The sequence below is a fragment of the Ferribacterium limneticum genome (assembly GCF_020510565.1).
GTDB lineage: Bacteria > Pseudomonadota > Gammaproteobacteria > Burkholderiales > Rhodocyclaceae > Azonexus > Azonexus limneticus_B.
Map to the genome: position 1 here is coordinate 3,180,876 of NZ_CP075189.1, position 25,202 is coordinate 3,206,077.

A 25,202-nucleotide genomic window follows, 5' to 3' on the forward strand; every position below is an offset into this window, starting at 1 on the left:
GACCGTAGCACTGAGGCGGAGCCGCTGCTGCCCATCCTCTATCGTGACGAGCAGATCGTCGTCATCGACAAACCACCCGGTCTGCTCGTTCACCGCTCGGAAATCGACCGTCACGAAACGCGTTTTGTGATTCAAATCCTGCGCAACCAGATCGACCAGTACGTCTGGCCCGCCCACCGTCTTGACCGGGGCACCTCGGGCGTCTTGCTCTTCGGCCTGAGCAAGGAAATTGCCAGCCAGCTCGGCCGACAATTCGAAGCGGGAACGGTGGAGAAGCGCTATCTGGCCGTCGTCCGAGGTTACCCACCAGAATCGGGCAGCATAGACCACGCCCTATCCCGCCAACGCGACGCATACGAATTCCAGGGTGAACGGAGCAGCACCGAGGCGCAATCAGCACTAACGCACTTCCGGAAACTGGCTGAAATTGAACTGCCAATTGAGGTTGATCGCTATCCGAGCAGCCGCTACGCCCTGCTCGCACTCGAACCGGTCACCGGCCGCCGTCACCAGATCAGGCGCCACCTGAAACACATCGCCCACCCGATCATTGGCGATGCGACCTATGGCAAGGGACGACACAATCGTTACTTTGCCGAGCATCTCGGCTGCCATCGCCTGTTGCTGGCTTGTGTCGGCATGAGCTTCAACCATCCGCTCGATGGCCGGCGCCTGGAAATAAAAGCGCCAGTGTCCGGCGAATTCGCCGCCACACTGGCGCTTTTTGGCTGGCCCTTGAAGGCTAACTAGGCGATATTTTCCTCGAGATGCTCCCTGAATTTCAGGTCGCGCTCAAGCTGGACCATGTCCTGACCCAAGGCATCGCGAGCGGAAACCATGCCCAGCGGCGCGCCATTCTGATCGACCACCGGCACATGGCGGAAACCGCCATCAACCATGAATTGCAAGGCATAGCCCAGAGGCTTGTCGGCACGAATCGTTTGCGGATTGGCGACCATGACCTGCGACAAAATAGTTTTATCCGGATCCAGATTGCCGGCCAGAACCTTGTTGAGTGCATCCCGCTCGGTAAAAATACCGACGATCCGATTGTTCTCAACGACCAGCATGGCACCAACCCGCTTCTGGGCCATCAGACTGCATGCTGAGCGGACCGTACTTTCCTTGGCAGCCGAAACGACAGTTTGGCCGGCGATGATGTTGCTGATGATACGACTTGGCATGTTTGTCTCCTTCGTTGTTGTAAAAACCTGTGAGTGCTCCCATTTCGCCGGGAAGCACAGCACATGCGAAGATTACCCCAGCTTGATGACAATCACCGCAATGGCTATAAAGATGATGACCATGCCGATCAGCTCAACGTTCAATCAAATCTCCAGTTTTTTTGCTCACGGGGTCAGTTCGTAAACCACGCGAACCCGTGCATCGGCCTTGGCCAGATCGACAAAACCAATCCCGCCCGGATGAGAGACCACCCATTTCAGCACCTCTTCGGTCGAACCCACCTTGGCCGGTGGCTGCATGCGCCCGGAAAACACCTGCCTTGACCAGTAGGCGTTGATTTCCGACAAGTCCTTGCCGACCAGCAAACCATAAAAACGGAGCCTGTCCGGATGCGTATCGGAGAGATCCACCGGTTGCGCCTCGATACCGTTGAAGTACTGCCGATTGCGCCCGAAGAATATGTTGATGACCTCGTTGCGCGTCATCGCTGCCACGCCACAGCGGGCATTGACGACGACAACCAGTTCGGCGCGCACCTCCGCTGCCGGCTGAACCAGCAGCCAGAAAATCGAGCCGAGAAGGATCAGGCGACGAAATGGCATGGCTTCAGAAGACAAAATCCAGCGTCAGCGAGAAGACATCCATTTCGCCATCCCAGCCCGCCCGGTTGTCCTGGCGATAAGGGAAAAGCGAAGATGCGTCGCCACGGATGCCATCCCATTGCGCCTTGACGGCAACATTGCGAACGACATCCCAGCGCATGCCGGCAAAGGTGGTTTGCTGGTCGGAACGCGAATCCTGCATGACATAAGCAGCAACTGCGCTGGGCGCATTGCCACGCGACTTGGAGAGCACCCAGGAATAACCGAGATACGGCGTAACTTCGCCAACCCGGTAGCCGACCAGCGCATAGCCACCATCGGAGGACTGCAGAGCGCTGCTCCCCTGTTCGATGTGGTTCAGCATCAATTGCGCCTGCCAGGGGCCGCGATCGTAGACCAGACCCAACGAGTAATAATGGGTTCGCGTATCGTGCGTTGCCAGGAAGGCCGCATCGAGGGGATTCAGGGTGAGGCCAAATTGCTTTTTCAAGACCTGGGCAATGGGCAAATCGCGCTTGAAATGGATGTTGGCGTAGCTTCCCCGTACCTGCCACGGGCCGTACTGGTATTCGAGATAGCCGCCGACCATCGGGGAACCGGAGATATCCCACTGCTCATCGGCCAAGGGAATCTTGCCATTCGAATGGCCGTAAAAAGCCTTGGCCCGCAGGACGCTTTCCCCTAGCGGGACGGTGATCGCCGCATCGGCGCCATGGATGCTGTAGAAAGGCAAATACCAGAAATAATCGCCGGGGGGACGAACCGTCAGGAAGGAATAACCGACCCAGCGCGAATCAGCCATCATGAAGAATTCAGTGCCCAGCCGGCCGGCCCGCAGGCTCAGGTTGGGTGTCGGGTTGTACTTGATGAAGGCCCACGAAATATCGGGGGTAAAAGTCTTGTCGTAGCGATAACGACTGGTTGCCTGAACCACTGCCTCGAACTGCGGACTGACACGCCAGGCCGCTTGCAGGCCGAGCACACTGTCGATCAGAGGGCTCCACTCCTTGCTGATACCCCTGGGCTGCGAAATATCGCGAACGAATTCGACGTTGTCGGTAGTCGTTCGGGCCAGGCCAAAGGTTCCGAATCCATTCAGGCTGAAGGCCGAATCGGCATCGGCCATGACCGGCGGTGTGACGGCGAGGAATGCCGAACCGGCAAGAACCAGAAGCGACCTGTTGAGCGGACACACCCGCGCAGCCCGGCGAAGTAGATTGGCAATCATCATGTCGTGATTTTCGTCAGCACTCGAAGCGGACTGACCACGCGGGAAGTGTCATTCCCGCGCGGCCCGGTTGGCGGTTATTCCGGCAAGGCGATCTTCTGTTCAGTGCTGAACTGATAGTCCTTGAAGATGTGTTCAGCGGTCAGCAGCTGATAGCTGCCATCGGCTGCCTTGCGCGTCGTGTCCTTGAGCCGGTAGGTCAGTTGACCGCAGGTCCAGATGTCGAAGTTGCGCATGTGGGTACACAGGCAGGTCTTGTCCATCACCGCAATCTTGCGGGCTTCGGGATGCAAAGCCACTTCGCGATTGTAGGACGTGACGTAGGCGCACTTGCCGTTGGCGTCGAGCAGGTAGCCGTAGGCTTCGCAGTTCGGGCGGATGCCGTCGCCGATGCCCGGGCTGCTCTTGATCATGCGCATCGGGTAGCCGGTCGGCGAAATCTGGTTGACCTCGATGTCGTCTTCGCTGGCCTTGAAGTATTCCTGCTTGACCTTGTCCGGCAGGCCGCATTCTTCGGAAACGGTGAAGCGGGTCGCCACCTGGACAGCAGCGGCACCGGCCTCGAGAAAGGCCGTCGCATCGGAACCGGTAAAAATACCGCCGGCTGGAATGACCGGAATATCGAGGTGCTCGTTCTTCAGGAACTGCATCACTTCGGCGACGATGGTCGCCAGATCGTACTTCGCCCAGTCCATGCCGAAGCCGAGGTGACCGCCGGCCAGCGGGCCTTCGACGACGATGTAGTCGGGCAGGCGACCGGTGCGCAAGCTCTTTTTCAGGAACAACTGCAGGGCGCGCACCGAGGAAACGATGATGCCGAGTTGGACATCACGGAAACGCGGGTGCTCTTCGATCAGCGCGAAGGAGCCAAGGTGCAAGCCAGCCGCCAGCGTAATGCCTTCGATACCGGCATCCATCGCTGCTTCCATGCGGACCTTGAGCGTCTCTTTCGGCGCATTCATGGTCAGCTTTTCCATGCAGTTGATGAAGATCATGCCGCTGCCGGTCTTGCGCGACATGGCTGCTTCAACGTGCAGGCGGGTGGCTTCAACCAGCTTGCCGAGATCGAACTTGACCGATGACTTGTCTTCGTTCTCGACGTTGTACTTGTAAAGCGCGAGCTTGTCCTTGACGAACTTGGTCTTGTAGCGACGATCCGACACGGTCTTGATCATCGCGTCGGAGATGTGGCCGACGCCACCCAGACGGGCGACCTCGACGGCCAGATCGGCGCTCGAAATATCAACTCCCATGCCGCCGATCATGATTGGTACTAGCTCGTGCTTGCCAAGCCGCAAGCGGAAATCGTCCACACGCTTCATCATTGTCCTTATGAATACCGGCCGGTCCCCTCGCTCGCGGCCAAGTGGCGGATTTTACGCCAATGTTAAGACCGATGCGTGACGAGCCGGGGATAAATCAAGTTTCGCCAGGCCGACTGTGGCTAAACTTGCTACTTCGATCGACTCTCTGCCGATAGGTTCACATGCGTTTCTCAACTCACCCGTTCTGGCTGGTCGGATTTCGACCTTTCTTCACGCTGGCCTGCCTGGCCGGGATGATCCTGCCGGTCGCCTGGGCACTGATCTTCAGTGGCGCCATTGAAGCGCCGGTGGCCAGCTTCAGCTCCGTCCAGTGGCACGCCCATGAAATGTTCTTCGGCTTCGGCTGGGCGGTGCTCGGCGGCTTCCTGCTCACCTCGACCAAGAACTGGGTCAATATCCGCGGCTACCACGGCCCGGCGCTCGCACTGCTAGCCGCCGCCTGGATCATCGAGCGGATCGGCATGACCTTTGGCGGAAGCTGGCCGAAAGCCCTGTTCCTGCTGAGCAACAATCTCTTTCTCGGCAGCATCGTTGCCATGCTGCTGTGGACGCTGATCCGCCATCGCGAGACGGACAGCTACCGCGACAACGCCTTTTTCCTCGTCATGTTGCCCGGCTTTCTGCTGGCCAAATACCTCATGCTCGAAGGTGGCGAATTTCCCGCCGGCTACAGCATGGCCATGGCCCTCTTCCGCCTGGCCTTTCTGGTCATGCTCGAACGGACGCTGACCGGTTTCATGAAGGCGGCCTTCCAGGCGCAGATCCTGCGCCATCCGGCGCTGGACATGGCGATCAAGCTGCTCGGCCTTGTGCTGGTGCTGGAATTTGCCCTGCCCCGGCCGCTAACCGCCGCCATCTCGCTAACCCTCGCCGCCCTGCTCGCCATCCGCTTTTTCTACTGGAAGCCACAACTGGCGTTCAAGCGGCTCGACATCGGCGTCATGTACATCGGCTACCTGTGCATCGTCGCCCAACTGTTGATCGAAGCGCTCGGCCACGTCATGAGCTTTGTCTGGGTCGGCTCGGTGTCCGTCCATCTGTTCACCTTCGGCACCATGGGCCTGGTCATTCCGGGCATGATCATCCGCATTTCCAAGGGCCACACCGGGCGCAAGGTCGTCTTCGACCGCGCTGACAAGCTCGTGCTGGTCATCATGCTCTTTGCCCTGGTTGCCCGCATCGTCGTCCCGCAATTTGCCCCGGCCAGCTATCTCGGCTGGATACACCTGTCGGCGACTTGCTGGTTCGTCGCCTTCAGCATCCTCGCCTGGCGCTACATTCCGATTCTGCTCCAGCCGCGCATCGACGGTCGCGAGCACTAAAGCACGGCTTCGAACAACTCCAGTTGCGGCGGGCCGAGGTAGAAATCGCGCGGCGACTGGCCGGCCTGCATGTGCGCCTTGCGGAAGGCGTCCGACTGCGTCCAGTCAGCAAAGGATTGCTCCGAGTCCCAGACGGTGTGCGAGGCGAACAGCGTGCGCTCTTCGTTGGTATCGCCGCGCAACAGGTTGAAGGAGACGAAACCGGGCACCTCGCTGAGGTAGCTGTTGCGGTTGCGCCAGTGGGCGACGAAATCGTCCTCCTTGCCGAGGGCGATGCGAAAACGGTTCATGGCGAGAAACATGGAAGCTCCCTGGAAAGTGCTCAACAAAATCTGCGCATGCTTGTTGCTTATTCAGAGATACCGCAATCCTGACAGCAACCACCATGAACGCATTCGATAACGACGACAAACTCGATTTCGGCCAACTGCCGCCGGCCGTAGACCACCTGCTGCAACAAGGCGTTGCCGCCCATTTCACCCATCCGGAACTGGCCGAAAATGCTTTTCTGACCGCCCTCGCCATGGCCCCGGATGCGCTGCCGGCGCATCGCTGTCTGGTGAAACACTACAACCGCTGTCGGCAATTCGACAAGGCGTTGAGCGCCGCTCAAGGCTGGCTCGCAGCCGCCGCCGATCAGGCCGGCCTGCCGGACAACTGGCTGCTCTGGCAATCCGCCCCCGGCAGCGCGCTCGCCGCGCTCAAGGCCCTGGCCTTCATCCATCTGCGCAACGGCCAGCCGGCCAAGGCCGAAGCGGCTATCAAGCGCGTTCTGGCACTGGACCCCGAAGACGGCGTCGGCGGCTCGGTCATTGCAGCCTTGATCGACGAAACCCTGCTCGCTGTTTGATTTTCGCCATTTTTTCCGGTTGACCGTAGCAATCCCACGGTCAACCGGAAATTTCGGCCAAAATCGAGATGATCAGGCCGCCACCTCCGCCTGATCCATGGCCCGGAACATCGAGCAGCGGCGGAAGACGTCCTCCGTCGGCGGCAAGGCTTTCTGGCTGCAGTATTTCGCCACCAGCTTGGCCAGCCCCTTGATGTCACGGCCAGATGCTTTCGGGAAAATATCAGGCAAACGGTCGTGCAGGTCAGCCGGCAGATTCAGTCCGAACTGCGCCGCCATGACGCCCCAGATCTTCTTGCGGTCGACGCGGTCCGGCGGATAAAAACGGATCAGCGCAATGCAGCGCGAGACGATGGCCTCGTCGATGTCGTCGACGCGGTTGGTCGTCAGGAAAAGTAACCCGTTGAAATACTCCAGCACGCGCAAAAACACGCCGACGACGGCGTTCATCGTGATGTTGTCGTCGCGCTTCTTGATGTAAACATCGGCCTCGTCGATGAGCATGACCGCCCCCCAGCGCTGGGCGCGGGTCAGCACTTCCTTGAGCGCCACTTCCATGGCCGCGACGTTGAGCCCGAGTTGTCCCGAATGGACGCGGTAAAGCGGCCGCCGAATGATCTCGGAATACACCTCGGCCGTCAGCGTCTTGCCCACGCCGGGTGGCCCGGCGCACAACACGGTCGTCCCACCCGACTTGCCTGACACGATGTCGTCCATGAGCACGTCCATCTCGGCGGTCAGGATGTCGATCAGATCGGTCTGTTCGGGCGGCAGGACGAGCTTGGTCTTGAGTTCCGGCTGGTAGGCATAGGGTTCCATGTCATCGACGTGCACCCAGACGTAATGGTGCAGGTCGAGGTGGAACATCAGCATGTAAAAGTGCACCGGCAGTTCGGTGAACAGGCCCTTGGCGATGCCGGCCTGGGTTTCCTCGATCTCCGCCTCCTCCTTGCCGGACAGCCGCGAATTGCGCTGCACGCGGCGGACGAACTTAGCCATGATGTCGCCCGTCGCATCGAGCGCCAGCACGCGTTCGCCGAGAATGCTCTCGTCGTTGACCAGCCGCGCCGGGCTGCCCGTGGACGACAAAATAATCATGTCCTTGCGTGAGTAATCGGTATCGCGGTGGGTCGCCGTCGGGTTCTCGGCAAAGTAGCCGACGCCGGTCCCGGAAAACTGCCCGCCGTACTGCCCGCGCCAGTCGAAATAACGTTCGACGCCTTCGTCGTAGCTGGCCAGCAAGGCCGGCGTTTCCTTGACGAAACCTTTGGTGGCAAAGACTTCCGGGATGGTCCGGCCGGCGATATCGGGACCGGAAATGCGCAGCGTAGCCGTCGCCAGCCGCGCCTTGGCGTTGGCCTTGAGCTCGACGAAGATCTTGCCAGTTTCCTCCTCGGAAGGCGGCGTGAAGTCGAGCCGCGTCACCACGTAGGCCAGCGGCTTGCCGGTAATGCCGGCCGAAAACAGCCAGCCGCGCGAGGCATTCTCGGCCAGATAACGGGCGATGGCCGGCACCGCCATCTCCAGCTCCTCGGCCTCGAAGCGACGGCCGCCTTCGTGCAAGGCCTGGCGCAAGGTCGCGATCTGCGCCGCCCGCGCCCGCAATTCGCTATCGCCCGCCGCGTAGAGGCTTTGCAGCAGATCGAGCTCGCCGTCCTCAAGCTGGTTGAACGAGACCTCGACGCGATTGCCGAAGCGCAATTGCTCGCGCACAAATTCCAGTCGCGGAAAAGACTGCATCATCGGTTCGATGTGCCGCCGGTCGATTTGCAGCTTCATGGGCTGCCTCCCTTTGTTGAGCGATAGCACTGCCCTAGCGAGTTTTGTGCCGCCACGGTCAACCGGAAAAAACGGCCAAAAATCAAAGTCATGCCGAATCGGCCGTTGTCGTGTTGGCGACACTTTCGTGGGACAATCCCGTCCCCGCTGTAGGAAGGACCACCATGCATCCCCGCAACAAGAACGCCGCTGGCTATGATTTCGCCGCGCTGGCCGCCACCTCGGCGGCGCTCGCCAAGCACATCAAGACCACCGTTGCCGGCACGCCGAGCATCGATTTCGCCAACCCGACCGCGGTCAAGATGCTCAACCGGGCGATCCTCATGCATCACTACGGCGTCAAGGGCTGGGACATCCCGGCCGGCTACCTGTGCCCGCCGATCCCCGGCCGCGCCGACTACATCCACAGCGTCGCCGACCTGCTCGCCACCTGCAACAAGAAGAACATCCCGAGCGGCCCCGGTGTGCGTGTGCTCGACATCGGCACCGGCGCCAACCTGGTCTATCCGCTGATTGGCCACGCCGAATACGGCTGGTCCTTCCTCGGCGTCGATATCGACGAGGCCGCGCTGGCCAATGCCGCCGCCATCATCGCCAAAAACCCCGAACTCGATGGCGAGATCGAACTGCGCCACCAGACCGTCTGGGAGAACATTTTCACGGGCCTGCTGCGCTCCGGCGAAGTCTTCGACCTGTCGATCTGCAACCCGCCCTTCCACAACTCGCCGGATGACGTGCACGCCGTCAGCCAGCGCAAGTGGAACAACCTCAACAAGCCGGGCGCCAAGCGCGGTGCGGTCGAGCCACGCCTCAACTTCGGCGGCGGCGGTGCCGAACTGTGGTGCAACGGTGGCGAACGCGCCTTCGTCAAACTGATGATCGAGCAAAGCTGCAACATCCCGAAGCGCGTCATGTGGTTCACCAGCCTGCTCTCGCAAGGCGACAACCTGCCGCACATCGAATTAGCGCTCAAGAAGGCCAAGGTCGTCGAATCTCGCATCATCCCGATGGCCCAGGGACAGAAGCAAAGCCGCCTGATCGCCTGGAGCTTCTTTGGCAACGGCGAACGCGAGAAATGGCGCAAGGAACACTGGTCATCCGCCCCCGCCTTCGGCACCACGGCACCCGACGCCCAACCGGCCTTCCCGGTCAGCGACAGCGCGGACTAGGCTTCACCCTCGCCGCGCGCCGTGGCCAGGTAGTCGCGCCAGAGATGGCCGTAACGGTCGTCGAAAGTTGCCTCGATCAGCTCGGCCGCCTGGATGCGATCAACCCGGAAAGTTCGAAAGCCCTGGCGCAACTCGCACCAGGCGCCAAGCGTCCAGCAATGCCCCCAGAAAACCAGGCCGAGCGGCCATAACGTGCGTTGCGAAATTTCGCCGTCGGCCCGCCGGTAACTCACCGTCACCTTGCGGCCGCTTTCCATGCCGGACCGCAACAAGGCCATCGGCTCGCGCAAGGGCGCCGGCTGCAGGCAATCGAGCGCCAGAAAACGCCGGCTTGAGGCATTGACGCGAGCTTCCAGCGCCCGCGGCAAAACCGCCTCGATACGTGCCATCGCCTGTTCCGCCGCCTTGCCCAGGGCAGAATCCCCCCAGGCCCGAACCAGCTTGGCGCCGACGACCAGCGCCTCCAGTTCATCGCCGGTAAACATCAGCGGCGGCACCTGGTAACCACGGCGCAGGCGATAACCGACGCCCGCCTCGCCATCAATCGGCGCGCCGGATTTCACTAGATCGGCGATATCGCGGTAGATGGTCCGTTCGGAAACCTCCAGCGTTTCGGCCAAGGTGGCGGCGGTAACGACGCGCCCATTGCGAAGGAGCAGGATGATCTGGAACAGTCGGTCGGCCGGGCGCATGTCATGACGGGGAAAACGGGAATTTCAGCATAGCACGCCGTTTCGCAGGCCATGACAAGCCTCCTGACACCATGCTGTCAGGAGCCCCCGAGCAGAATGCAGCGCATCAACGGCATCCCGCCGCTGAACATTTCCGGAGAAAAAATCATGGACAATCCGTTGCGCTGGTTCGAAATCGCCACCACCAACCTCGATCGGGCCGTCGCCTTTTACCAGAACATCCTCGCCATCGAACTGCGCCGCGATACCTGCGGTGGTATCGCCATGGCCATCTTCCCCTACGCCGAGCCCTACCCGAGCGGCGCCCTAGTCGCCATGCCGCAGCTGCAGCCGCGCGACAACGGCACGCTGATCTACCTCGACGGCGGCGCCGACCTCAATGTCGTGCTGGCGCGTATTCCGCCCGCCGGCGGCCAGGTCGTCATGGGCAAGACCGATCTCGGCAATAACATCGGCCACATCGCCCTGTTCATTGACTGCGAAGGCAACCGGGTCGGCCTCTACTCGAAGGACTGAGGCCAGCTCCGGCAGTCTGGCGACAATAGGATTGCCAACCGGCTAGCCCGTATAATTGCGGGCTTCCGTTTCCCTGGCTTATCCATGTCCGACCGCCTTGCCGTCCTGCCCCAATACCTGATCCCGAAACAGGCCTTGACCGCCCTCGCCGGCAAGCTGGCCTCAAAAGAAGCCGGCAGCCTGACGACCAGAGTCATCCGCTGGTTCGTCGGCCGTTACAACGTCAATATGGCCGAGGCGGCCAATCCGGACATCGCCAGCTACAAGAGCTTCAACGAATTCTTCACGCGGCCGCTCAAGGAAGGCGCCCGCCCACAGGCCGACGCAGCTTTCATCAGCCCGGTCGATGGCGCGATCAGCCAGTTCGGCCCCATCGCCCGCGACCAGATTTTCCAGGCCAAGGGCCACAGCTACTCGACCACCGCACTGGTCGGCGGCGACCGCGAACTGGCCAAACAATTCGAGAACGGCAGCTTCGCCACGCTCTACCTGAGCCCGCGCGACTACCACCGCATCCACATGCCATGCGCCGGCAAGCTGACGCGCATGATCTACGTGCCCGGCGAGCTGTTTTCGGTCAATCCGACCACAGCGCGCGGCGTACCCGGCCTGTTCGCACGCAACGAACGCGTCGTCTGCGTTTTTGAATCCGCATTCGGCCCATTCGTACTGACCCTGGTCGGCGCCACCATCGTCGGCAGCATGGCCACCGTCTGGCACGGCATGGTCAATCCGCCACGCCCGGGCGTCGTGCGCGAATGGCGCTACGACGAGCAGAACATCGTGCTCAAAAAAGGCGAGGAAATGGGCCGCTTCCTGCTCGGCTCGACGGTCGTCATGCTCTTCCCGAAGGACACGCTGGCCTTCAACCCGGACTGGGTGCCGACCGGCGCCATCCAGATGGGCGAGGCGATGGGCGCCAAGCCCGTCTAAATTACTGGAAAGCCCCCGGTGCCAGCATGCTGTTCGGGCGCATCGGGCGGCTGCCGACCGGGAACCGAAATTCCGCGCTCGGCATCAATTCAACACCTCTTGCCAGCCCCGGTGGCCTGACTGCACCACGTAGCGGCGACATATTGGTCAGGCGCAGCGGTACACCACTCGTTTCAATCAGATCGCCACGCGCCACCAGACGGTTGCCATCGAACCGCCCCTGCGCCGGCTTGTAAAGATCGCCCGGCCCGACCATCAGGTTGTTGAGCAGCCAGACCTCGACATCCGCCCCGATCTTTTCGCCAAAAACGTTCAGAAATTTACCGGCATGGCTGTCGTTGATCAGCGTGTTGTGCGCCATGTATAGCGCGTTGTCCGGCCAGCGCCGGCCTTCGGCGCCGTAGGCAACGATGCTCGGGTTGTCCGTCCCGGCACTCTGGCCGATGGCGTTGCCGATGACGTAGGCGAGGCCGCCGTTCGGGAACTCGAGTTCGTAGGAGGCTCGCCCACCGGCTCCATCGACCAGCATGTTGTACAGGATGTGATTCTCACGGGCCCGCGATTTGACCAGATGGCCGAGATAGCCGTTTGAGAAGCGACTGCCACGCAGCACGAACTTGCCGATCCCGCCGACGTAGAGCAGATGGTGCAGGTCACCCGGATGGCGCGGCGCATCGCCGAATTCGCTATCGACGACTTCCAGGCTCTGCTCTGGCGAATTCGCCGTCAAGATCCCCATTTCGTTGTCGAAGAAGGCGCAGGACTGGACCGTCAAATTTCCCTTTTCGAAGCGGATGCCGGCGCCGTTGAGGCTGGCCACCCGGGCGCCGCGAAACTCGATGTTCTCGATCCGCACCTTGCCGCCGCGCACAACCCAGATCGCCTTGCCCTCGGCGCTCTTGCCATCGGCCAGCATGACCGGCCGGGCGCCAACGCCACGGATGATGATTTCATTTTTGGCCCAAATTACCGGTTGACCGTGGTAATCGCCCGGACGAATCTCGATGACCTCGCCATCCTGCGCCAACCGGGCCGCCTCGGTGATCGTGGTGATTTTCTCGCCCGGCCCGACGACCATCGTCGCCGGCTTGGCGGCGATGGCAGCCAGCGTCGGATCAGCGGCAACCGTTTTCAACTGACCGTCGGGCGAACGGCGAATTTCGCCGAGATAATCCGGCGCCGGCGGCAACTTGTCGGGAATTTGGGCAAATGCCCAACCACCTTGCATGGCAAGCAGCAGCACCATGGCAAGAGGTCGCACGCGGTAACGGAAAAATTCTTGGATCATGGTTTTCTCCGGGCGTTTGGGGAGCGCCGCAAAACCGGATAGTCGACGAGAAGTTCGACAAGAACCGGGGCTCACCATGAGACGGCAGGCGAGATGCATTTGTCAACCCGGCCCGACGTGGCAAACTGCGCGTCTTGAGCAAAACACAAAGTCACCACCGCCATGCAAATCTGGGTCGATGCCGACGCCTGCCCCGGCGTCATCAAGGAAATCATCTTCCGCGCCGCCGAGCGTCGGCAGATCCAGACCATCCTGGTCGCCAACCAGATGCTGCGCACGCCGCCATCGAAGTTCATCCGCGCCATCCAGGTGCCGAGCGGCTTCGATGTGGCCGATGCGCACATCGTCGATCAACTCACAGCCGGCGATCTCGTCGTCACCGCCGACATCCCGCTCGCCTCGCTGGTCATAGCGCGTGGTGCCCACGCGCTCAACCCGCGGGGCGAGATGTACACCACGGCGACCATTCAGGAACGCCTGACCATGCGAAATTTCATGGAAGAACTGCGCGGCGCCGGCGTCGAAACCGGCGGCCCCAGCGCCTTCAGTCAGGCTGACCGGCAGGCCTTCGCCAACCAGCTCGATCGCTTTCTGGCCAGAATTCCGACGGTCTGAAGCCCTGCCGACAGCGCCGGCAGTTGGCTAATTGATGCGAAAACCCATCACGTTGCTCATCAGATGCAACTGGGGTTGGCTGTCCAGCCAGTCCCGCGCCGCCGAAACTGTCGGGCAGACTTCCGTCTGATAGGAAATGAGGCCAGCCACGGCCGGCGTATTCCTGATGCGCGTCGCCAAGGCCTCTTCGGTCGTCACGAAGACAATCCGGCAATTCGGATTCGAGGCAAAGGCACCATATTGAAGCACGGCGACCTCGGTCAGCACATCCTCCGAAAGTTCGTGTTTCGTCACGGCCAAAAAATCATTGATGACATAGCGGGCATCGTCAAAGCGAAAGTCGCCCTGAACATTTTCGACAGCTTCAATGAACTCCCGGGCGGAAACAGTCCCCGAAAATTTCTTGATCACACCGTCAGGTTCCCAGACAAGCTCGTAAGCCATACACCACCTTGGCAAAGGGTTAATCGAAAAATGCTTCGATACTATTCATTAAAGATAGTACATCCACCGCCCCTGCTTCAACATCTAGTGCAAGCCATAGGTCTACCAAGGGGGTACGCGGTTGGACAGGCCTCGAAAAGAAAAAATCCCCAACCAGTTTCCCGGCGGGGGATTTTTTTGATTGCTACGGTCGACCGGAAATTCCGGCCAAAACCGAAATTACATCTCGACGGTAGCCGCCTGTTCGACAAACTCCGGAATCTGGTCGAAGTTCATGTAGCGATAGACTTCACCGGCCTTGGCGTTCACCAGCTTGATCTGCTCCATGTATTCCGGAACGGTCACGATACGGCCGGCCAGGGCACACATGGCGGCCAGTTCGGCGGAACCGAGGTACACCTGGGTGTCGATACCGAGGCGGTTCGGGAAGTTGCGGGTGGAGGTGGAGATCGCGGTGGAGCCCTTGCGGATCTGTGCCTGGTTGCCCATACACAGCGAGCAGCCCGGCATTTCCATGCGGGCGCCGGACTTGCCCAGGGGCATCAAGCCGGTGGCGGAGACAAAGGCCCACAAGGAAGTAGCGCAATCAGTCCCAAAATGGCCCACCGGACCAAGGCTGATCTATGACAGACCGTGAGGCCGCGAAAAAGGTTTTCTCGCCACCGGCGCACATGCCGGTGACTTTCCCCGTGTAACGCCACATATCAACAAGGAGGCGCAAGTCGTTAGTTTGCGGCCCGCGCAGCACGCTCAAATGCTCTTCACGCTCCTCGATTCGAGCCGGACAGACCTCCACCACGCGAGCGAGCACGGGTGTTAGCGCGCTAATGGTCAATGTGGTACTTGGGTCATGTCCTTGAGTTCCATGATGCGCCTCGAATAGCTTGGCCGGCAGATCGATCGCATTGGCCTCGACATACCCGGCACAGTCCTGGATTGCCGGGAAATACACCCAGCGTCGGATGCCGGCCTGCCGCAATGGCGTGCCGAACCAGAATGGCCCGAGATTGAAGGACGGGCCGTCGTATGTCTCTCCATAATCCAGTGCCAACGGGCGGTAGTTGACAGGAAACCCGGACCCTCTGCTGATTCGCGCCGGCACGATCCATAGCTCCTGCGAGCCGCCGGCATCTCCCAAGGCAGACAGGGATTCTGGCGCCATGCGCTCGGGGTAGGCCGCCAATCCCCTCGGCGTAGCCCGATTGTGATCCGGATTGGCTTCGCAATCGATGGGCGGAAGAACCTTGACCTCAACCCGCAGCAAGCTTCCGGCCGGCAATGGTGCCGCACGTTGGGCATAGGCCACCTCGTCAGCGACGATCTGGGCAGGCGCCCAGATGACACCTGAGCGCTCACCTCTGCGATCCCACGAATCCTTGATCGATCTGGCATCGACGACCAGCGGGTCCGCCACCTGCCACGTTACCCGCCGCTCGGCTACCACACGTTCGCAACCCGCGAGGCTACAAGCGAACAAGGCGAGTCCTGCGATCAGGGTGCTGCCGGGGCCTATGCGAAAGTTCATTGCCCACTCCTCGAGGTCAGGACCAGTACGCGATTGCGCGCCGGTTCCGCGGAGCCGACCTCGAGACGAACATCGCGCACTAGACGGAAGGAGGAACAGGTGCGCCAAAGTGCCTGCTGAAATTCGCGGTCGTCACAACCGCTATCCGGGCACCATCCTCCGTTGAAGAGCACATCGCCCGGCGCAAACGGCCAGGATTCTTTCGGTGGCAAGGTGCGCCCGACAAGCCGGATTCCGACAAAGCGACCATCCACCTCGTGGCGCACGCCGACAATGGCCAGCTTGTCTTCGAGCAGCCGCGCGCACAATCCTGGCGCCGACGTCATCGGGCGCTCGGTGCCGGGATGCGCCCATGATGGCCAAACCTGCCGCGTTGGCACCGTTGGCTCACCACGGCAATCACCATTCGGAGGCGATCCGCATGCCCCCTTGCCGCGCGCCAGGGGCTCTTCAGTGATCGGCGGTGGCAGCGCAGCAACTTGTTCCGCCACCGTCGGCCAGGGCAACATTTGTCCCCGCTTGCCCAGGCGATCAAAACGCCAAAGCGCATCGGCATCGACGCGTCCGCCTATGGCGAGAACCACGAGATCGCCGCCGGGTTCGATAAAGCGGATATGCCCCCTGCGCCCGCCCTCGATTCCGTTGCCACAGGTACGGGTGCTCGCGTCACATGCGGGAACGCCCCTGCGCGGCGGAGAAACCTCTTGCGGCGGGGATCGGGTGATATCGAAGACAACAGGAACCTTGAGCACGTAATCCCAGATGGCCAGCAGTCGCCCGTCGCGGCTCACCTCCGGGTAGCCCGCCAGACGTGCGTGGATGTGATTCGCATCCTGCCTGCTCAACCACAGACCTTTCGGCCGAGGAAAAGTCCGAATCTCGTCGGAATAGACCGTCCACTTGTGCGCCAGAGAGCCGGCGACAAGATCGAACTGCAGGAACTCGGACTGGTTCCATGCCAGCAGGTAGCGGCCGTCCGCGCTGACCCCCAGGGGGTAGAACTGGCCCAGGGAACCATCCGGGTAATCGTAGCGCCGGGGCGCTGTCCAGGCAGCAAGATCCATGCTGCGCAGGCGCAGCATGTAGCCGCCAAAAACGAGGGTCCGCCCATCCGGCGCCAGCACCATGCTCCGGAATTCGCCGTTCGATGGCCAACGTATCTCGGGTTCATCCACCAATGCCTTGTCAGGCAAGGGCACCGGCCGCAGCACGCCCGGCACATCGTCCCAAACCCATATTTCACGCTGGTCGGTCGTAAATACGGCGAAACGTTCCGATCCCAGTGCCTGTGGCACTGCCTGGATATTCGCCGAAACGATTTGATTAAAGACCTTTCGGTCGGCGTCCATTTGCCAAACCGCGAACTCGACCGTCGAAGCGCCTGGCGGACGGATCAATACCGCAATCCGGCGCCCATCGCTCCCCAGAAAACCAATCGCCCTGGCACCTGCATGCCGCCAAACGAGCCGATCAAGGGATAGATCCCAGACCTGGACGCCGCCATTCGGCTGACTGATCGCCATCAGCCGGGCATTGGTAGAAACAATGGTTTCCGTTGCCGGCAACAATCGGCCGGACTGCGCCCGCTCGGCTGATGCAGCAGGAAACGCCTTGACGATATTACCCTTGGCGGCATCGATAACGAAAATGCCCTTAGGATCACCCCGCGCCGCCAGCCAGCCAGCCGATGGCGGCCACTCCGCACTAGCCGATCCAATGTCAACTCCGATAACCAGTGCCAATCCGAACCGCAAGATTGCGCGCCAAGACATCGATCCGGGAGACCAACGGTACAGGGTGAAAAAATTCATCGGCCAATTATTGCACATGACAAACGCTTGTCGAACTTCGCACAAACCGATGAACGCTAGCTACCTTAAAGCATGGTCAGCTAACTTCACACATGAATTGGCTTCGAGAATTGGGGAGTTGTCTCACGCATGCCGACCTCCGATCATGCAAAAAGCCTCCGCCAGTTTCCCGACGGGGGCTTTTTCATCTTGCTACGGTCGACCGGAAATTCCGGCCAAAACCGAAATTACATCTCTACAGTCGCCGCCTGTTCCACAAACTCCGGAATCTGGTCGAAGTTCATGTAGCGATAGACTTCACCGGCCTTGGCATTCACCAGTTTGATCTGCTCCATGTATTCCGGCACCGTCACGATGCGGCCGGCCAGGGCGCACATGGCGGCCAGTTCGGCGGAACCGAGATAAACCTGAGTATCGATACCGAGGCGGTTCGGGAAGTTGCGGGTGGAGGTGGAGATCGCGGTGGAGCCCTTGCGGATCTGTGCCTGGTTGCCCATGCACAGCGAGCAGCCCGGCATTTCCATGCGCGCGCCGGACTTGCCGAGGACACCGTAGTAGCCTTCTTCGGTCAGGATCAGCGCATCCATCTTGGTCGGCGGAGCGATCCACAGACGGGTCGGGATGTCGGACTTGCCTTCGAGGACCTTGCCGGCGGCACGGAAGTGGCCGATGTTGGTCATGCAGGAGCCGATGAAAACTTCGTCGATCTTGGCGCCGGCGACTTCGGACAGAATCTTGACGTCGTCCGGATCGTTCGGGCAGGCCAGGATCGGCTCGGTGACTTCGGCCAGGTCGATTTCGATGACCGCGGCGTACTGGGCGTTGGCATCAGCCTTGAGCAGCGTGCCGTTGGCGATCCAGTCTTCCATGGCGTTGATGCGGCGCTTCAGGGTGCGGGCATCGGCGTAGCCTTCGGCGATCATCCACTTCATCAGGGTGATGTTGGAACGCATGTACTCGACCATCGGTTCCTTGTTCAGGGCGACGGCACAGGCGGCAGCGGAACGCTCGGCGGCAGCATCGGACAGCTCGAAAGCCTGTTCGACCTTGAGGTTCGGCAGGCCTTCGATTTCCAGGATGCGGCCAGAGAAGACGTTGATCTTGCCCTTCTTCTCGACAGTCAGCAGACCAGCCTTGATGGCGTACAGCGGGATGGCATTGACCAGGTCACGCAGGGTGATGCCCGGTTGCATTTCGCCCTTGAAGCGGACCAGCACGGATTCCGGCATGTCGAGCGGCATGACGCCGGTGGCGGCGGCAAAGGCGACCAGACCGGAACCGGCCGGGAAGGAGATGCCGATCGGGAAACGGGTGTGCGAGTCACCACCGGTACCGACGGTATCCGGCAGCAGCAGGCGGTTCAGCCAGGAGTGGATGACGCCGTCGCCCGGACGCAGCGCAACGCCGCCACGGGTCGAGATGAAGGACGGCAGTTCGCGGTGCATGCGCACGTCGACCAGCTTCGGATAGGCCGCGGTGTGGCAGAAGGACTGCATGACGAGGTCGGCGGAGAAGCCGAGGCAGGCCAGGTCTTTCAGTTCGTCGCGCGTCATCGGGCCGGTGGTGTCTTGCGAACCAACGGTGGTCATCTTCGGCTCGCAGTAGGTGCCCGGCAGGATGCCGGTCACGCCACAGGCCTTGCCAACCATCTTCTGGGCCAGCGAGTAACCCTTGCCGTCGTCGGCCGGGTTTTGCGGCAGGCGGAACAGCGTGGATTGCGGCAGGCCGAGGAATTCGCGCGCCTTGGTGGTCAGGCCACGACCGATGATCAGGGGGATACGGCCGCCAGCGCGGACTTCGTCCATGATGACCAGGGTCTTCAGTTGCGATTCGGCAATCACGGCACCGTTCTTGGTGGCGGTGACCTTGCCGGTGGCCTGATCGACCTTCAGTTCGATCTCGTCGCCCATGTCCATTGCGCTGCAATCGATTTCGATCGGCAGGGCGCCGGCATCTTCCATGGTGTTGAAGAAGATCGGGGCAATCTTGGAACCCAGGCAGAAACCGCCGAAACGCTTGTTCGGCACGAACGGGATGTCTTCGCCGGTGAACCACAGCACCGAGTTGGTGGCGGACTTGCGCGAGGAACCGGTACCGACCACGTCACCGACGTAGGCGATCAGGTTGCCCTTGGCAGCCAGCTTTTCCAGTTGCTTCAACGGACCGCGCGAACCCGGCTCGTCGGCTTCAATACCCGGACGCGGGTTCTTGAGCATGGCCAGGGCGTGCAGCGGGATGTCAGGACGCGACCAGGCATCCGGCGCCGGCGACAGGTCGTCGGTATTGGTTTCGCCGGTAACCTTGAAGACGGTCAGCTTCTGCGAAGCCGGAACTTCCGGACGCGAGGTGAACCACTCGGCGTCAGCCCACGACTGCATCACAGCCTTGGCGTTGGCGTTACCAGCCTTGGCCAGCTCGGCGACATCGTGGAAGAAGTCGAAAACCAGCAGGGTCTTCTTCAGGCCTTCGGCGGCAACGGTGCCGCAGGTGGCGCAGCCGAGCAGGTCGATGAGCGGCTTGACGTTGTAACCGCCGAGCATGGTGCCGAGCAGTTCGGTAGCTTTTTCCTTGGAAATCAGGGCGCAGGCTTCTTCACCCTTGGCAACCTTGGCCAGGAACTCGGCCTTGACCTTGGCAGCATCATCAACACCGGCCGGAACGCGGTAGGTGATCAGCTCGACCAGGGCGGCTTCTTCGCCCTTCGGCGGATTTTTCAGCAGGGCGACCAGTTCGGTGGTCTGTTGCTTCGACAGCGGCAGCGGGGGGATACCGAGGGCTGCACGTTCTGCGACGTGGGCGCGATAGGCTTCAAGCACGGCGACTTCCTTTCGTAAAGGGTTGCTCTGGAAAACGAATATTCTACGACAACGGCGGTCGCCCGATAGTTCGAAAACCGGGCCATCAACCGTGACTTGCGGGTCTTATATATTTTATATGTTATATCACCTGCAAGGCTAGACCCGGATGGCGCAAAACGCTGGCCAAGGACAAATTGCCCAATTTTTAGGCATCACCCCTAAAAGCCTTGTCGCTCAACGCATTGCAGCATCTGTCCCGAGCTTATCCACAGCCTTGTCCGACTCGAATGGGGATAAAGAGTGCTTATGGTGGGCGTTTTCCCCATGCCCGATTTGCTGCGGCGCATCATTGACCGGGCAGCGGTCGTTTCATTTTCGGGCATTTTTTCCGGTTGACCGTGGCAACCGCCCCGCCGGTGCGCGACCGCGGTCGCGCGCCATCGCTTTGCCCGTACAATTTGTGCCATCACCCAACCGGCCATCGACATGAAATTCCAAGGCACCGATACCTACGTCGCGACACGCGACCTGACGCTGGCGGTCAACGCCGCCATCGCCCTGCAACGCCCGCTGCTCATCAAGGGCGAGCCGGGCACCGGCAAGACGCTGCTCGCCGAGGAAGTCGCCCGCACGCTGAACATGCCGCTGTTCCAGTGGCACATCAAATCGACGACCAAGGCGCAGCAGGGCCTCTACGAATACGACGCCGTTTCCCGCCTGCGTGACTCTCAACTCGGCGACCCGCGCGTCGAGGACATCTCGCACTACATCGTGCACGGCGTGCTGTGGCAGGCCTTCGAGTGCGACGAGCCGTCGGTCGTCCTGATCGACGAGATCGACAAGGCCGACATCGAATTCCCCAACGACCTGCTGCGCGAACTCGACCGCATGGAATTCCATTGCTACGAGCTGCACCGCACGATCAAGGCCAAGCACCGGCCGCTGATCATCATCACCTCCAACAACGAAAAGGAGCTGCCCGACGCCTTCCTGCGCCGCTGCTTCTTCCACTACATCAAGTTCCCGGACAAGGAGACCATGCAGCGCATCGTCGCCGTCCATTTCCCGGTCCTCAAGCACGAACTGCTCAAGGAGGCGCTGGAAGTCTTCTTCGACCTGCGCGACGTCCCCGGCCTCAAGAAAAAACCATCGACCAGCGAACTGATCGACTGGCTCAAGCTGCTGCTGGCCGAAGACATCCCGCCCGAAGCCCTGCGCGCCAAGGAAGCGAAGGACGCCATCCCGCCGCTGCACGGCGCCCTGCTCAAGAACGAACAAGACGTCCATCTCTTCGAACGCCTGGCTTTCATGGCGCGCCGCAAGCAGCCGTAAATGCTCGTCGATTTTTTCCTGCATCTGAAATCCCGCCAGCTGCCGGTTTCCACCAACGAACTGCTGGCCCTGCTCGAAGCGCTCGAGGCCCGGCTGGTCAGCGGCAGCCTGGACGATTTTTACCTCATTTCACGCGCCATTCTGGTCAAGGACGAAGCGCTTTACGACCGTTTCGACCGCGCCTTCGGCGAGTATTTTCGCGGTATCGAAGCCCTGCCCGGCTTCGCACCGGAAGTACCGGAAGAATGGCTGGAACTGGCGGCCCGCAAGCACCTTTCCGAAGCCGACCGCCTCAAGCTGCAGAAACTCAGCTACGAGAAAATATTCGAGCAGCTAAAAGAACGCCTGGCCGAGCAGAAGGAACGCCACCCCGGCGGTAGCAAGTGGATCGGCACCGCCGGCACCTCGCCCTACGGCCACGGCGGCTACAACCCTGAAGGCGTGCGCATCGGCGGCGAATCGGTCGGCAATCGCACGGCAATCAAAGTCTGGGACCAGCGCGAATTCCGCAACCTCGACGACTCGGTCGATCTTGGCATCCGCAACATCAAGGTCGCCCTGCGCCGCCTGCGTCGCTTTGCCCGCAAGGGGGCAGCCACCGAACTCGACCTCGACGGGACCATCGCCGGCACCGCCCGCAACGGCGGCTGGCTCGACCTGCACCTCCGGCCCGAGCGTCACAACGCCGTCAAGGTCCTGCTCTTCCTCGACATCGGCGGCTCGATGGATGACCACATCCAGGCCTGCGAAGAACTGTTCTCCGCCGCCCGTGCCGAGTTCAAGCATCTCGAATATTTCTACTTCCACAACTGCGTTTACGAAGGCGTGTGGAAGGACAATCGCCGCCGCCATGGCGAAAAGCTGTCGACCTGGGACGTCATCCACACCTACGGACCCGACTACAAACTCGTCTTCGTCGGCGACGCCAGCATGAGCCCCTACGAAATCGCCCGCCCCGGCGGCAGCGTCGAACACTGGAACGAAGAAGCCGGCGCCGTCTGGCTCGAACGCCTGCTCGCCACCTGGCCCCACGCCGCCTGGCTCAACCCTCTGGCGGAGGCGCATTGGACCTACACGCCGTCGATCCAGATGATCGAGCAATTGCTCGGCAAACGCATGTTTCCGCTCACCATCGACGGCCTGGAGCGGGCGATGCGGAGCTTGTCGAAATAGTCGCTTGAACACCACCTCGTTTTGTGTGAAAAAAACCCACAAAATGAGCTAATCGACGTAACATCTCCGTGCCTAATTTTTGGTGCCAGCCCATGTTTCGCCAATTTTCCACAGCACTCCTGATTTTCGGCTTCGTCCTGGGCGCGACGGGATGTGCCCCTGCGATCATTTCTGCAGCGGGCGTCGGTGCCGGCGCGATTTTCTCCCATCACACCAACGGCCAGGCCTCGCGAACCTTCACCGCGCCCCTCCCCCGCGTCCGCGTTGCCGTGCTTGCCGCCTTGAAGAAGATGTCGATCAAGCCCGGCACTACCGAGAAGACCGAACTGGGCCAACGCATCACGGCCAAAGCGGGGGATCGCAGCATTGAAATCGAACTTGAAATCGTCACCCCGAGCACGACGCTCATGCGCACCGTGGCCCGCAACCAGAGTGGCCTGACGGTCGACGCCGCAACTGCGGCGGAAATTACCAAACAGACTGAAGCAGCCGTCGGCCGCGGTTGAACCTCGTTGCCGCCGGCCATCGGCGGCGTATTTCACTTTTGGGCATTTTTTCCGGTTGACCGTAGCAAGGACCAGCCAGCGGTTGCGGGACTACGCGCGCGGCAGCGGCGGAAGCCCGCAGCGTTGCCGGGCCTTGTTGCAGGCCGCATGTTCGGTATCGAACTCCCGGCAAGGCGACGGGCGTACATCGTAAATCGTGCATTGCACCGCCACGCCAACCTCGCCGGCCAGCGCCACGCAGCGCGGCGGGCTGGCGTCGGTGCCGCACAGGCGGACGATGGCCGGCGTTACCGGCACAGTCATTTCCACCGGCACGCCCTGCCCCCAGGCAAAGGCACCGCCGGCCAGCTCAGCCGGGTGGAAATCGACGCGCAGGCTGGCACAGCAGGCGCCGCAGGTCTGGCAAACGCTCATGGCAGGCTGGCCCGGCAGCGCCAAAGCTCGTGGCCGGAGGCGAGATATTTCTTTTCGAAGGGCGTTATCGGGTCGGCCGTCTGCCACGGTTCGGCGATGACCGGCTGGCCGCTGAGCAGGCTCAGCGCCTGGGCCATTTCCTCGATGTAAATACGCCAGTTGCTGCGGCATTCGACTTCGCCGCCCAGTTCGCGCCACACCGGAAACACCGCGTGGCCTTGCCAGCGCCGGGCCAGATGGCCGATCTTCGGCCACGGGTTCGGGTAGAGGTTGTAATGGCGGGCGAGACGAACGCCGTTATCGGCCAACAGGCGCCAGAAATCGACCAGATCGGCGCGGATCAGCAAGGCATTGGCCGGCATCGGCAAGGGTTTGCCACGGCTGATTCGGTCGACCGACTGATCGACGCCAAATACGAAATGGTCGGGGAAGGTTTCGGCGATGCGCTGCGTGCTCCAGCCAACGCCGCAACCGGCGTCGAGAATCAGCGGCGCCTGCGGATTCCACGCCTCGCGGGCCGCCATCGCCAGGGCAAAGGCCTCGCGGTTGTAATCGGCAACCGGCTTCCTGAACGGGTGCGCCATATGGCGGCGGACGAGCGCTTCGAGGTCGCGGTGCGGTCCTTCCTGGGCGCTGGAGATGAAACGGGAGTTACCAGACACGGGTTCGCCCATCATGCCGCCAGCCGTTCCGGCGTCAGCAGGCCCTCAGCGACCAGCGCCGCATCGATATCAGCCGCACCCTTGATCGGCCGCAGCCGGTCATAAAGCGCTTCGGCCTCCGGGTAATGGCGCCGCATCATCGCCAGCCATTGCTTGAGCCGGCCGCCAGCATGCACCGCCACCACTTTCTTGCGCACGCCCAGCCAATAGTCGCCAACGGCCGGCCGGATTTCCACCCAGCCACCGGTTTCCTCGCCACGCACGCGCCGCGCCAGCAGCGGGTCAGCCACCGCGCCGCGACCAACCATGATGTCGGCACAACCGGTCGCTGCCTGGCAGTTGCGGAAATCTTCGACGGTCCACACCTCGCCGTTGGCGATCAGCGGAATATCGATGGCGGCGCGCACCCGGTCGATCCACTCCCAGCGGGCCGGCGGGCGATAACCATCAGCCTTGGTCCGGCCATGCACGATCAGTTCGTCGATGCCGGCGGCGACCAGCGCCTGAGCGTTGTCGACGGCCCGGCTGGTGTTGTCGATACCAAGGCGCATCTTGGCGGTAAACGGAATGTGCGCCGGCACCACGGCGCGCACGGCGCTGGTGATTTCGTGCAGCAACTCCGGCTCGCCGAGCAGGGCAGCCCCGCCGCGATGGCGATTCACCGTCGGTGCCGGGCAACCAAAATTGAGGTCAATGCCAGCCGGGTTGAGCGTCACCAGCCGCGCCGCATTCGCGGCCATCAAAAACGGATCGGAACCGAGCAACTGGACGCGCATCGGCGTCCCGGCCGCCGTCTTGCTGCCATTCATCAGTTCTGGACAAATCCGCTCGTAGGTCTTGGCCGGCAGCACATTGGCCGAGACCCGGACAAATTCGCAGATGCCCCAGTCGTAGCCGCCAATGGCCGTCAGCACGCCGCGCAACAAATCGTCAGCGAGTCCTTCCATGGGGGCAAGAAGAATGCGGGACATGCGGCGAAATCCGGGTCGAAAAAGGAAGGGGCGAATTATAAGCTGCCGACGCTGGCGAGTTG

General features: G+C 61.5%; 25 protein-coding genes and 1 pseudogene. 10 read left to right on the forward strand and 16 right to left on the reverse strand.

The window, feature by feature from the left end; all coding sequences use genetic code 11:
- The first annotated feature begins 24 nt into the window (after positions 1–24).
- Entirely contained in the window at positions 25–750 is a 726-nt protein-coding gene (locus KI610_RS15150; RefSeq protein ID WP_226498558.1) for a tRNA pseudouridine(65) synthase TruC, read from the forward strand.
- On the opposite strand, the gene KI610_RS15155 is transcribed toward KI610_RS15150, so the two are convergent.
- The 4 genes from KI610_RS15155 to KI610_RS15170 form a co-directional block, all read right to left on the reverse strand.
- Positions 747–1,184, reverse strand: coding sequence for a CBS domain-containing protein (locus tag KI610_RS15155; RefSeq protein ID WP_226495797.1), 438 nt, complete (start codon positions 1,182–1,184; stop codon positions 747–749). The genes KI610_RS15150 and KI610_RS15155 overlap by 4 nt on opposite strands.
- Before the next feature lie 165 nt (positions 1,185–1,349).
- On the reverse strand, positions 1,350–1,787 hold the full coding sequence (locus KI610_RS15160; RefSeq protein WP_226495798.1) for a hypothetical protein: 438 nt from the start codon (positions 1,785–1,787) through the stop codon (positions 1,350–1,352).
- Between the two features lie 4 nt (positions 1,788–1,791).
- Positions 1,792–3,018: a hypothetical protein gene (locus KI610_RS15165; protein WP_226495799.1), complete on the reverse strand. Its 1,227-nt coding sequence runs from the start codon at positions 3,016–3,018 to the stop codon at positions 1,792–1,794.
- A 74-nt stretch (positions 3,019–3,092) separates the two neighbouring features.
- Positions 3,093–4,337 carry a nitronate monooxygenase gene (locus KI610_RS15170; RefSeq protein WP_226498559.1) on the reverse strand — a complete coding sequence of 415 codons (1,245 nt, stop codon included), beginning with the start codon at positions 4,335–4,337 and terminating at the stop codon, positions 3,093–3,095.
- A gap of 164 nt (positions 4,338–4,501) precedes the next feature.
- Between KI610_RS15170 and KI610_RS15175 the strand changes: the two genes are divergently transcribed.
- Positions 4,502–5,662, forward strand: a complete 1,161-nt coding sequence (locus KI610_RS15175; RefSeq protein WP_226495800.1) for an NnrS family protein — start codon at positions 4,502–4,504, stop codon at positions 5,660–5,662.
- Here KI610_RS15175 and KI610_RS15180 read toward each other — a convergent pair.
- Positions 5,659–5,964, reverse strand: a complete 306-nt coding sequence (locus tag KI610_RS15180) for an antibiotic biosynthesis monooxygenase family protein (RefSeq protein WP_226495801.1) — start codon at positions 5,962–5,964, stop codon at positions 5,659–5,661. The genes KI610_RS15175 and KI610_RS15180 overlap by 4 nt on opposite strands.
- An 83-nt stretch (positions 5,965–6,047) precedes the next feature.
- On the opposite strand from KI610_RS15180, the gene KI610_RS15185 reads away from it, so the two are divergent.
- Positions 6,048–6,512, forward strand: a complete 465-nt coding sequence (locus KI610_RS15185) for a tetratricopeptide repeat protein (protein WP_226495802.1) — start codon at positions 6,048–6,050, stop codon at positions 6,510–6,512.
- A 72-nt stretch (positions 6,513–6,584) separates the two neighbouring features.
- On the opposite strand, the gene KI610_RS15190 is transcribed toward KI610_RS15185, so the two are convergent.
- Positions 6,585–8,291, reverse strand: coding sequence for an AAA family ATPase (locus KI610_RS15190; RefSeq protein ID WP_226495803.1), 1,707 nt, complete (start codon positions 8,289–8,291; stop codon positions 6,585–6,587).
- A 164-nt stretch (positions 8,292–8,455) separates the two neighbouring features.
- Here KI610_RS15190 and rlmF point away from each other — a divergent pair, with 164 nt between their 5' ends.
- Positions 8,456–9,460: a 23S rRNA (adenine(1618)-N(6))-methyltransferase RlmF gene (gene rlmF / locus KI610_RS15195; RefSeq protein ID WP_226495804.1), complete on the forward strand. Its 1,005-nt coding sequence runs from the start codon at positions 8,456–8,458 to the stop codon at positions 9,458–9,460.
- On the opposite strand, the gene KI610_RS15200 is transcribed toward rlmF, so the two are convergent.
- Positions 9,457–10,152 carry a helix-turn-helix transcriptional regulator gene (locus tag KI610_RS15200; RefSeq protein ID WP_226495805.1) on the reverse strand — a complete coding sequence of 232 codons (696 nt, stop codon included), beginning with the start codon at positions 10,150–10,152 and terminating at the stop codon, positions 9,457–9,459. The genes rlmF and KI610_RS15200 overlap by 4 nt on opposite strands.
- A gap of 96 nt (positions 10,153–10,248) precedes the next feature.
- Between KI610_RS15200 and KI610_RS15205 the strand changes: the two genes are divergently transcribed.
- Positions 10,249–10,668, forward strand: a complete 420-nt coding sequence (locus tag KI610_RS15205; RefSeq protein ID WP_226495806.1) for a VOC family protein — start codon at positions 10,249–10,251, stop codon at positions 10,666–10,668.
- An 84-nt stretch (positions 10,669–10,752) separates the two neighbouring features.
- On the forward strand, positions 10,753–11,601 hold the full coding sequence (gene asd, locus KI610_RS15210) for an archaetidylserine decarboxylase (protein WP_226495807.1): 849 nt from the start codon (positions 10,753–10,755) through the stop codon (positions 11,599–11,601).
- A 1-nt stretch (position 11,602) separates the two neighbouring features.
- Here asd and KI610_RS15215 read toward each other — a convergent pair whose 3' ends face one another.
- The gene (locus tag KI610_RS15215; RefSeq protein ID WP_226495808.1) at positions 11,603–12,889 is read right to left on the reverse strand and encodes a right-handed parallel beta-helix repeat-containing protein; all 1,287 of its coding nucleotides are present in this window, start codon (positions 12,887–12,889) and stop codon (positions 11,603–11,605) included.
- Positions 12,890–13,051: 162 nt separating this feature from the next.
- On the opposite strand from KI610_RS15215, the gene KI610_RS15220 reads away from it, so the two are divergent.
- The gene (locus KI610_RS15220) at positions 13,052–13,504 is read left to right on the forward strand and encodes a YaiI/YqxD family protein (RefSeq protein ID WP_226495809.1); all 453 of its coding nucleotides are present in this window, start codon (positions 13,052–13,054) and stop codon (positions 13,502–13,504) included.
- A gap of 27 nt (positions 13,505–13,531) precedes the next feature.
- On the opposite strand, the gene KI610_RS15225 is transcribed toward KI610_RS15220, so the two are convergent.
- The 5 genes and pseudogenes from KI610_RS15225 to acnB all read right to left on the reverse strand — a co-directional run bounded on the left by KI610_RS15225 (position 13,532) and on the right by acnB (position 20,100).
- Positions 13,532–13,948 (reverse strand): hypothetical protein, encoded by a 417-nt coding sequence (locus KI610_RS15225; RefSeq protein WP_226495810.1) that lies wholly within the window; start codon positions 13,946–13,948, stop codon positions 13,532–13,534.
- A gap of 219 nt (positions 13,949–14,167) precedes the next feature.
- A pseudogene (locus KI610_RS15230) lies at positions 14,168–14,485 on the reverse strand (aconitase family protein); the annotation flags it as partial.
- Between the two features lie 49 nt (positions 14,486–14,534).
- On the reverse strand, positions 14,535–15,473 hold the full coding sequence (locus KI610_RS15235; RefSeq protein WP_226495811.1) for a hypothetical protein: 939 nt from the start codon (positions 15,471–15,473) through the stop codon (positions 14,535–14,537).
- Complete coding sequence (locus KI610_RS15240) at positions 15,470–17,284, reverse strand: hypothetical protein (protein ID WP_226495812.1); 1,815 nt, start codon at positions 17,282–17,284, stop codon at positions 15,470–15,472. The genes KI610_RS15235 and KI610_RS15240 overlap by 4 nt, the downstream gene beginning before the upstream one ends.
- A 227-nt stretch (positions 17,285–17,511) precedes the next feature.
- The gene (gene acnB, locus KI610_RS15245) at positions 17,512–20,100 is read right to left on the reverse strand and encodes a bifunctional aconitate hydratase 2/2-methylisocitrate dehydratase (protein ID WP_226495813.1); all 2,589 of its coding nucleotides are present in this window, start codon (positions 20,098–20,100) and stop codon (positions 17,512–17,514) included.
- Between the two features lie 468 nt (positions 20,101–20,568).
- Between acnB and KI610_RS15250 the strand changes: the two genes are divergently transcribed.
- The 3 genes from KI610_RS15250 (at position 20,569) to KI610_RS15260 (ending at position 23,093) form a co-directional block, all read left to right on the forward strand.
- Positions 20,569–21,414 (forward strand): AAA family ATPase, encoded by an 846-nt coding sequence (locus KI610_RS15250; RefSeq protein WP_226495814.1) that lies wholly within the window; start codon positions 20,569–20,571, stop codon positions 21,412–21,414.
- Positions 21,415–22,587, forward strand: coding sequence for a vWA domain-containing protein (locus KI610_RS15255; RefSeq protein ID WP_226495815.1), 1,173 nt, complete (start codon positions 21,415–21,417; stop codon positions 22,585–22,587).
- 92 nt (positions 22,588–22,679) lie between these two features.
- On the forward strand, positions 22,680–23,093 hold the full coding sequence (locus KI610_RS15260; protein WP_226495816.1) for a DUF3568 family protein: 414 nt from the start codon (positions 22,680–22,682) through the stop codon (positions 23,091–23,093).
- A 90-nt stretch (positions 23,094–23,183) separates the two neighbouring features.
- On the opposite strand, the gene KI610_RS15265 is transcribed toward KI610_RS15260, so the two are convergent.
- Genes KI610_RS15265 through KI610_RS15275 form a run of 3 tightly spaced genes read right to left on the reverse strand, consistent with a single transcriptional unit; the run spans position 23,184 to position 25,140 of the window.
- The gene (locus tag KI610_RS15265) at positions 23,184–23,507 is read right to left on the reverse strand and encodes a YkgJ family cysteine cluster protein (RefSeq protein ID WP_226495817.1); all 324 of its coding nucleotides are present in this window, start codon (positions 23,505–23,507) and stop codon (positions 23,184–23,186) included.
- On the reverse strand, positions 23,504–24,184 hold the full coding sequence (gene trmB, locus KI610_RS15270) for a tRNA (guanine(46)-N(7))-methyltransferase TrmB (protein WP_226495818.1): 681 nt from the start codon (positions 24,182–24,184) through the stop codon (positions 23,504–23,506). Before trmB ends, KI610_RS15265 begins: the two co-directional genes overlap by 4 nt.
- A complete protein-coding gene (locus KI610_RS15275; RefSeq protein WP_226495819.1) occupies positions 24,181–25,140 on the reverse strand; it encodes a tRNA dihydrouridine synthase in 960 nt (319 codons plus the stop codon). The genes trmB and KI610_RS15275 overlap by 4 nt, the downstream gene beginning before the upstream one ends.
- Positions 25,141–25,202: the final 62 nt, after the last annotated feature.

Bases quoted from the DNA above. Each gene is read 5' to 3' on its own strand.
- KI610_RS15225 (WP_226495810.1), bottom strand. From the start codon at position 13,948: ATGGCTTACGAGCTTGTCTGGGAACCTGACGGTGTGATCAAGAAATTT.
- KI610_RS15220 (WP_226495809.1), top strand. From the start codon at position 13,052: ATGCAAATCTGGGTCGATGCCGACGCCTGCCCCGGCGTCATCAAGGAA.
- KI610_RS15155 (WP_226495797.1), bottom strand. From the start codon at position 1,184: ATGCCAAGTCGTATCATCAGCAACATCATCGCCGGCCAAACTGTCGTT.
- KI610_RS15170 (WP_226498559.1), bottom strand. From the start codon at position 4,337: ATGAAGCGTGTGGACGATTTCCGCTTGCGGCTTGGCAAGCACGAGCTA.
- KI610_RS15160 (WP_226495798.1), bottom strand. From the start codon at position 1,787: ATGCCATTTCGTCGCCTGATCCTTCTCGGCTCGATTTTCTGGCTGCTG.
- KI610_RS15215 (WP_226495808.1), bottom strand. From the start codon at position 12,889: ATGATCCAAGAATTTTTCCGTTACCGCGTGCGACCTCTTGCCATGGTG.
- KI610_RS15265 (WP_226495817.1), bottom strand. From the start codon at position 23,507: ATGAGCGTTTGCCAGACCTGCGGCGCCTGCTGTGCCAGCCTGCGCGTC.
- KI610_RS15180 (WP_226495801.1), bottom strand. From the start codon at position 5,964: ATGTTTCTCGCCATGAACCGTTTTCGCATCGCCCTCGGCAAGGAGGAC.
- KI610_RS15255 (WP_226495815.1), top strand. From the start codon at position 21,415: ATGCTCGTCGATTTTTTCCTGCATCTGAAATCCCGCCAGCTGCCGGTT.
- KI610_RS15165 (WP_226495799.1), bottom strand. From the start codon at position 3,018: ATGATGATTGCCAATCTACTTCGCCGGGCTGCGCGGGTGTGTCCGCTC.
- KI610_RS15185 (WP_226495802.1), top strand. From the start codon at position 6,048: ATGAACGCATTCGATAACGACGACAAACTCGATTTCGGCCAACTGCCG.
- asd (WP_226495807.1), top strand. From the start codon at position 10,753: ATGTCCGACCGCCTTGCCGTCCTGCCCCAATACCTGATCCCGAAACAG.
- KI610_RS15275 (WP_226495819.1), bottom strand. From the start codon at position 25,140: ATGTCCCGCATTCTTCTTGCCCCCATGGAAGGACTCGCTGACGATTTG.
- KI610_RS15200 (WP_226495805.1), bottom strand. From the start codon at position 10,152: ATGCGCCCGGCCGACCGACTGTTCCAGATCATCCTGCTCCTTCGCAAT.
- KI610_RS15260 (WP_226495816.1), top strand. From the start codon at position 22,680: ATGTTTCGCCAATTTTCCACAGCACTCCTGATTTTCGGCTTCGTCCTG.
- KI610_RS15235 (WP_226495811.1), bottom strand. From the start codon at position 15,473: ATGAACTTTCGCATAGGCCCCGGCAGCACCCTGATCGCAGGACTCGCC.
- rlmF (WP_226495804.1), top strand. From the start codon at position 8,456: ATGCATCCCCGCAACAAGAACGCCGCTGGCTATGATTTCGCCGCGCTG.
- KI610_RS15175 (WP_226495800.1), top strand. From the start codon at position 4,502: ATGCGTTTCTCAACTCACCCGTTCTGGCTGGTCGGATTTCGACCTTTC.
- KI610_RS15205 (WP_226495806.1), top strand. From the start codon at position 10,249: ATGCAGCGCATCAACGGCATCCCGCCGCTGAACATTTCCGGAGAAAAA.
- KI610_RS15190 (WP_226495803.1), bottom strand. From the start codon at position 8,291: ATGAAGCTGCAAATCGACCGGCGGCACATCGAACCGATGATGCAGTCT.
- trmB (WP_226495818.1), bottom strand. From the start codon at position 24,184: ATGATGGGCGAACCCGTGTCTGGTAACTCCCGTTTCATCTCCAGCGCC.
- KI610_RS15240 (WP_226495812.1), bottom strand. From the start codon at position 17,284: ATGAATTTTTTCACCCTGTACCGTTGGTCTCCCGGATCGATGTCTTGG.
- KI610_RS15250 (WP_226495814.1), top strand. From the start codon at position 20,569: ATGAAATTCCAAGGCACCGATACCTACGTCGCGACACGCGACCTGACG.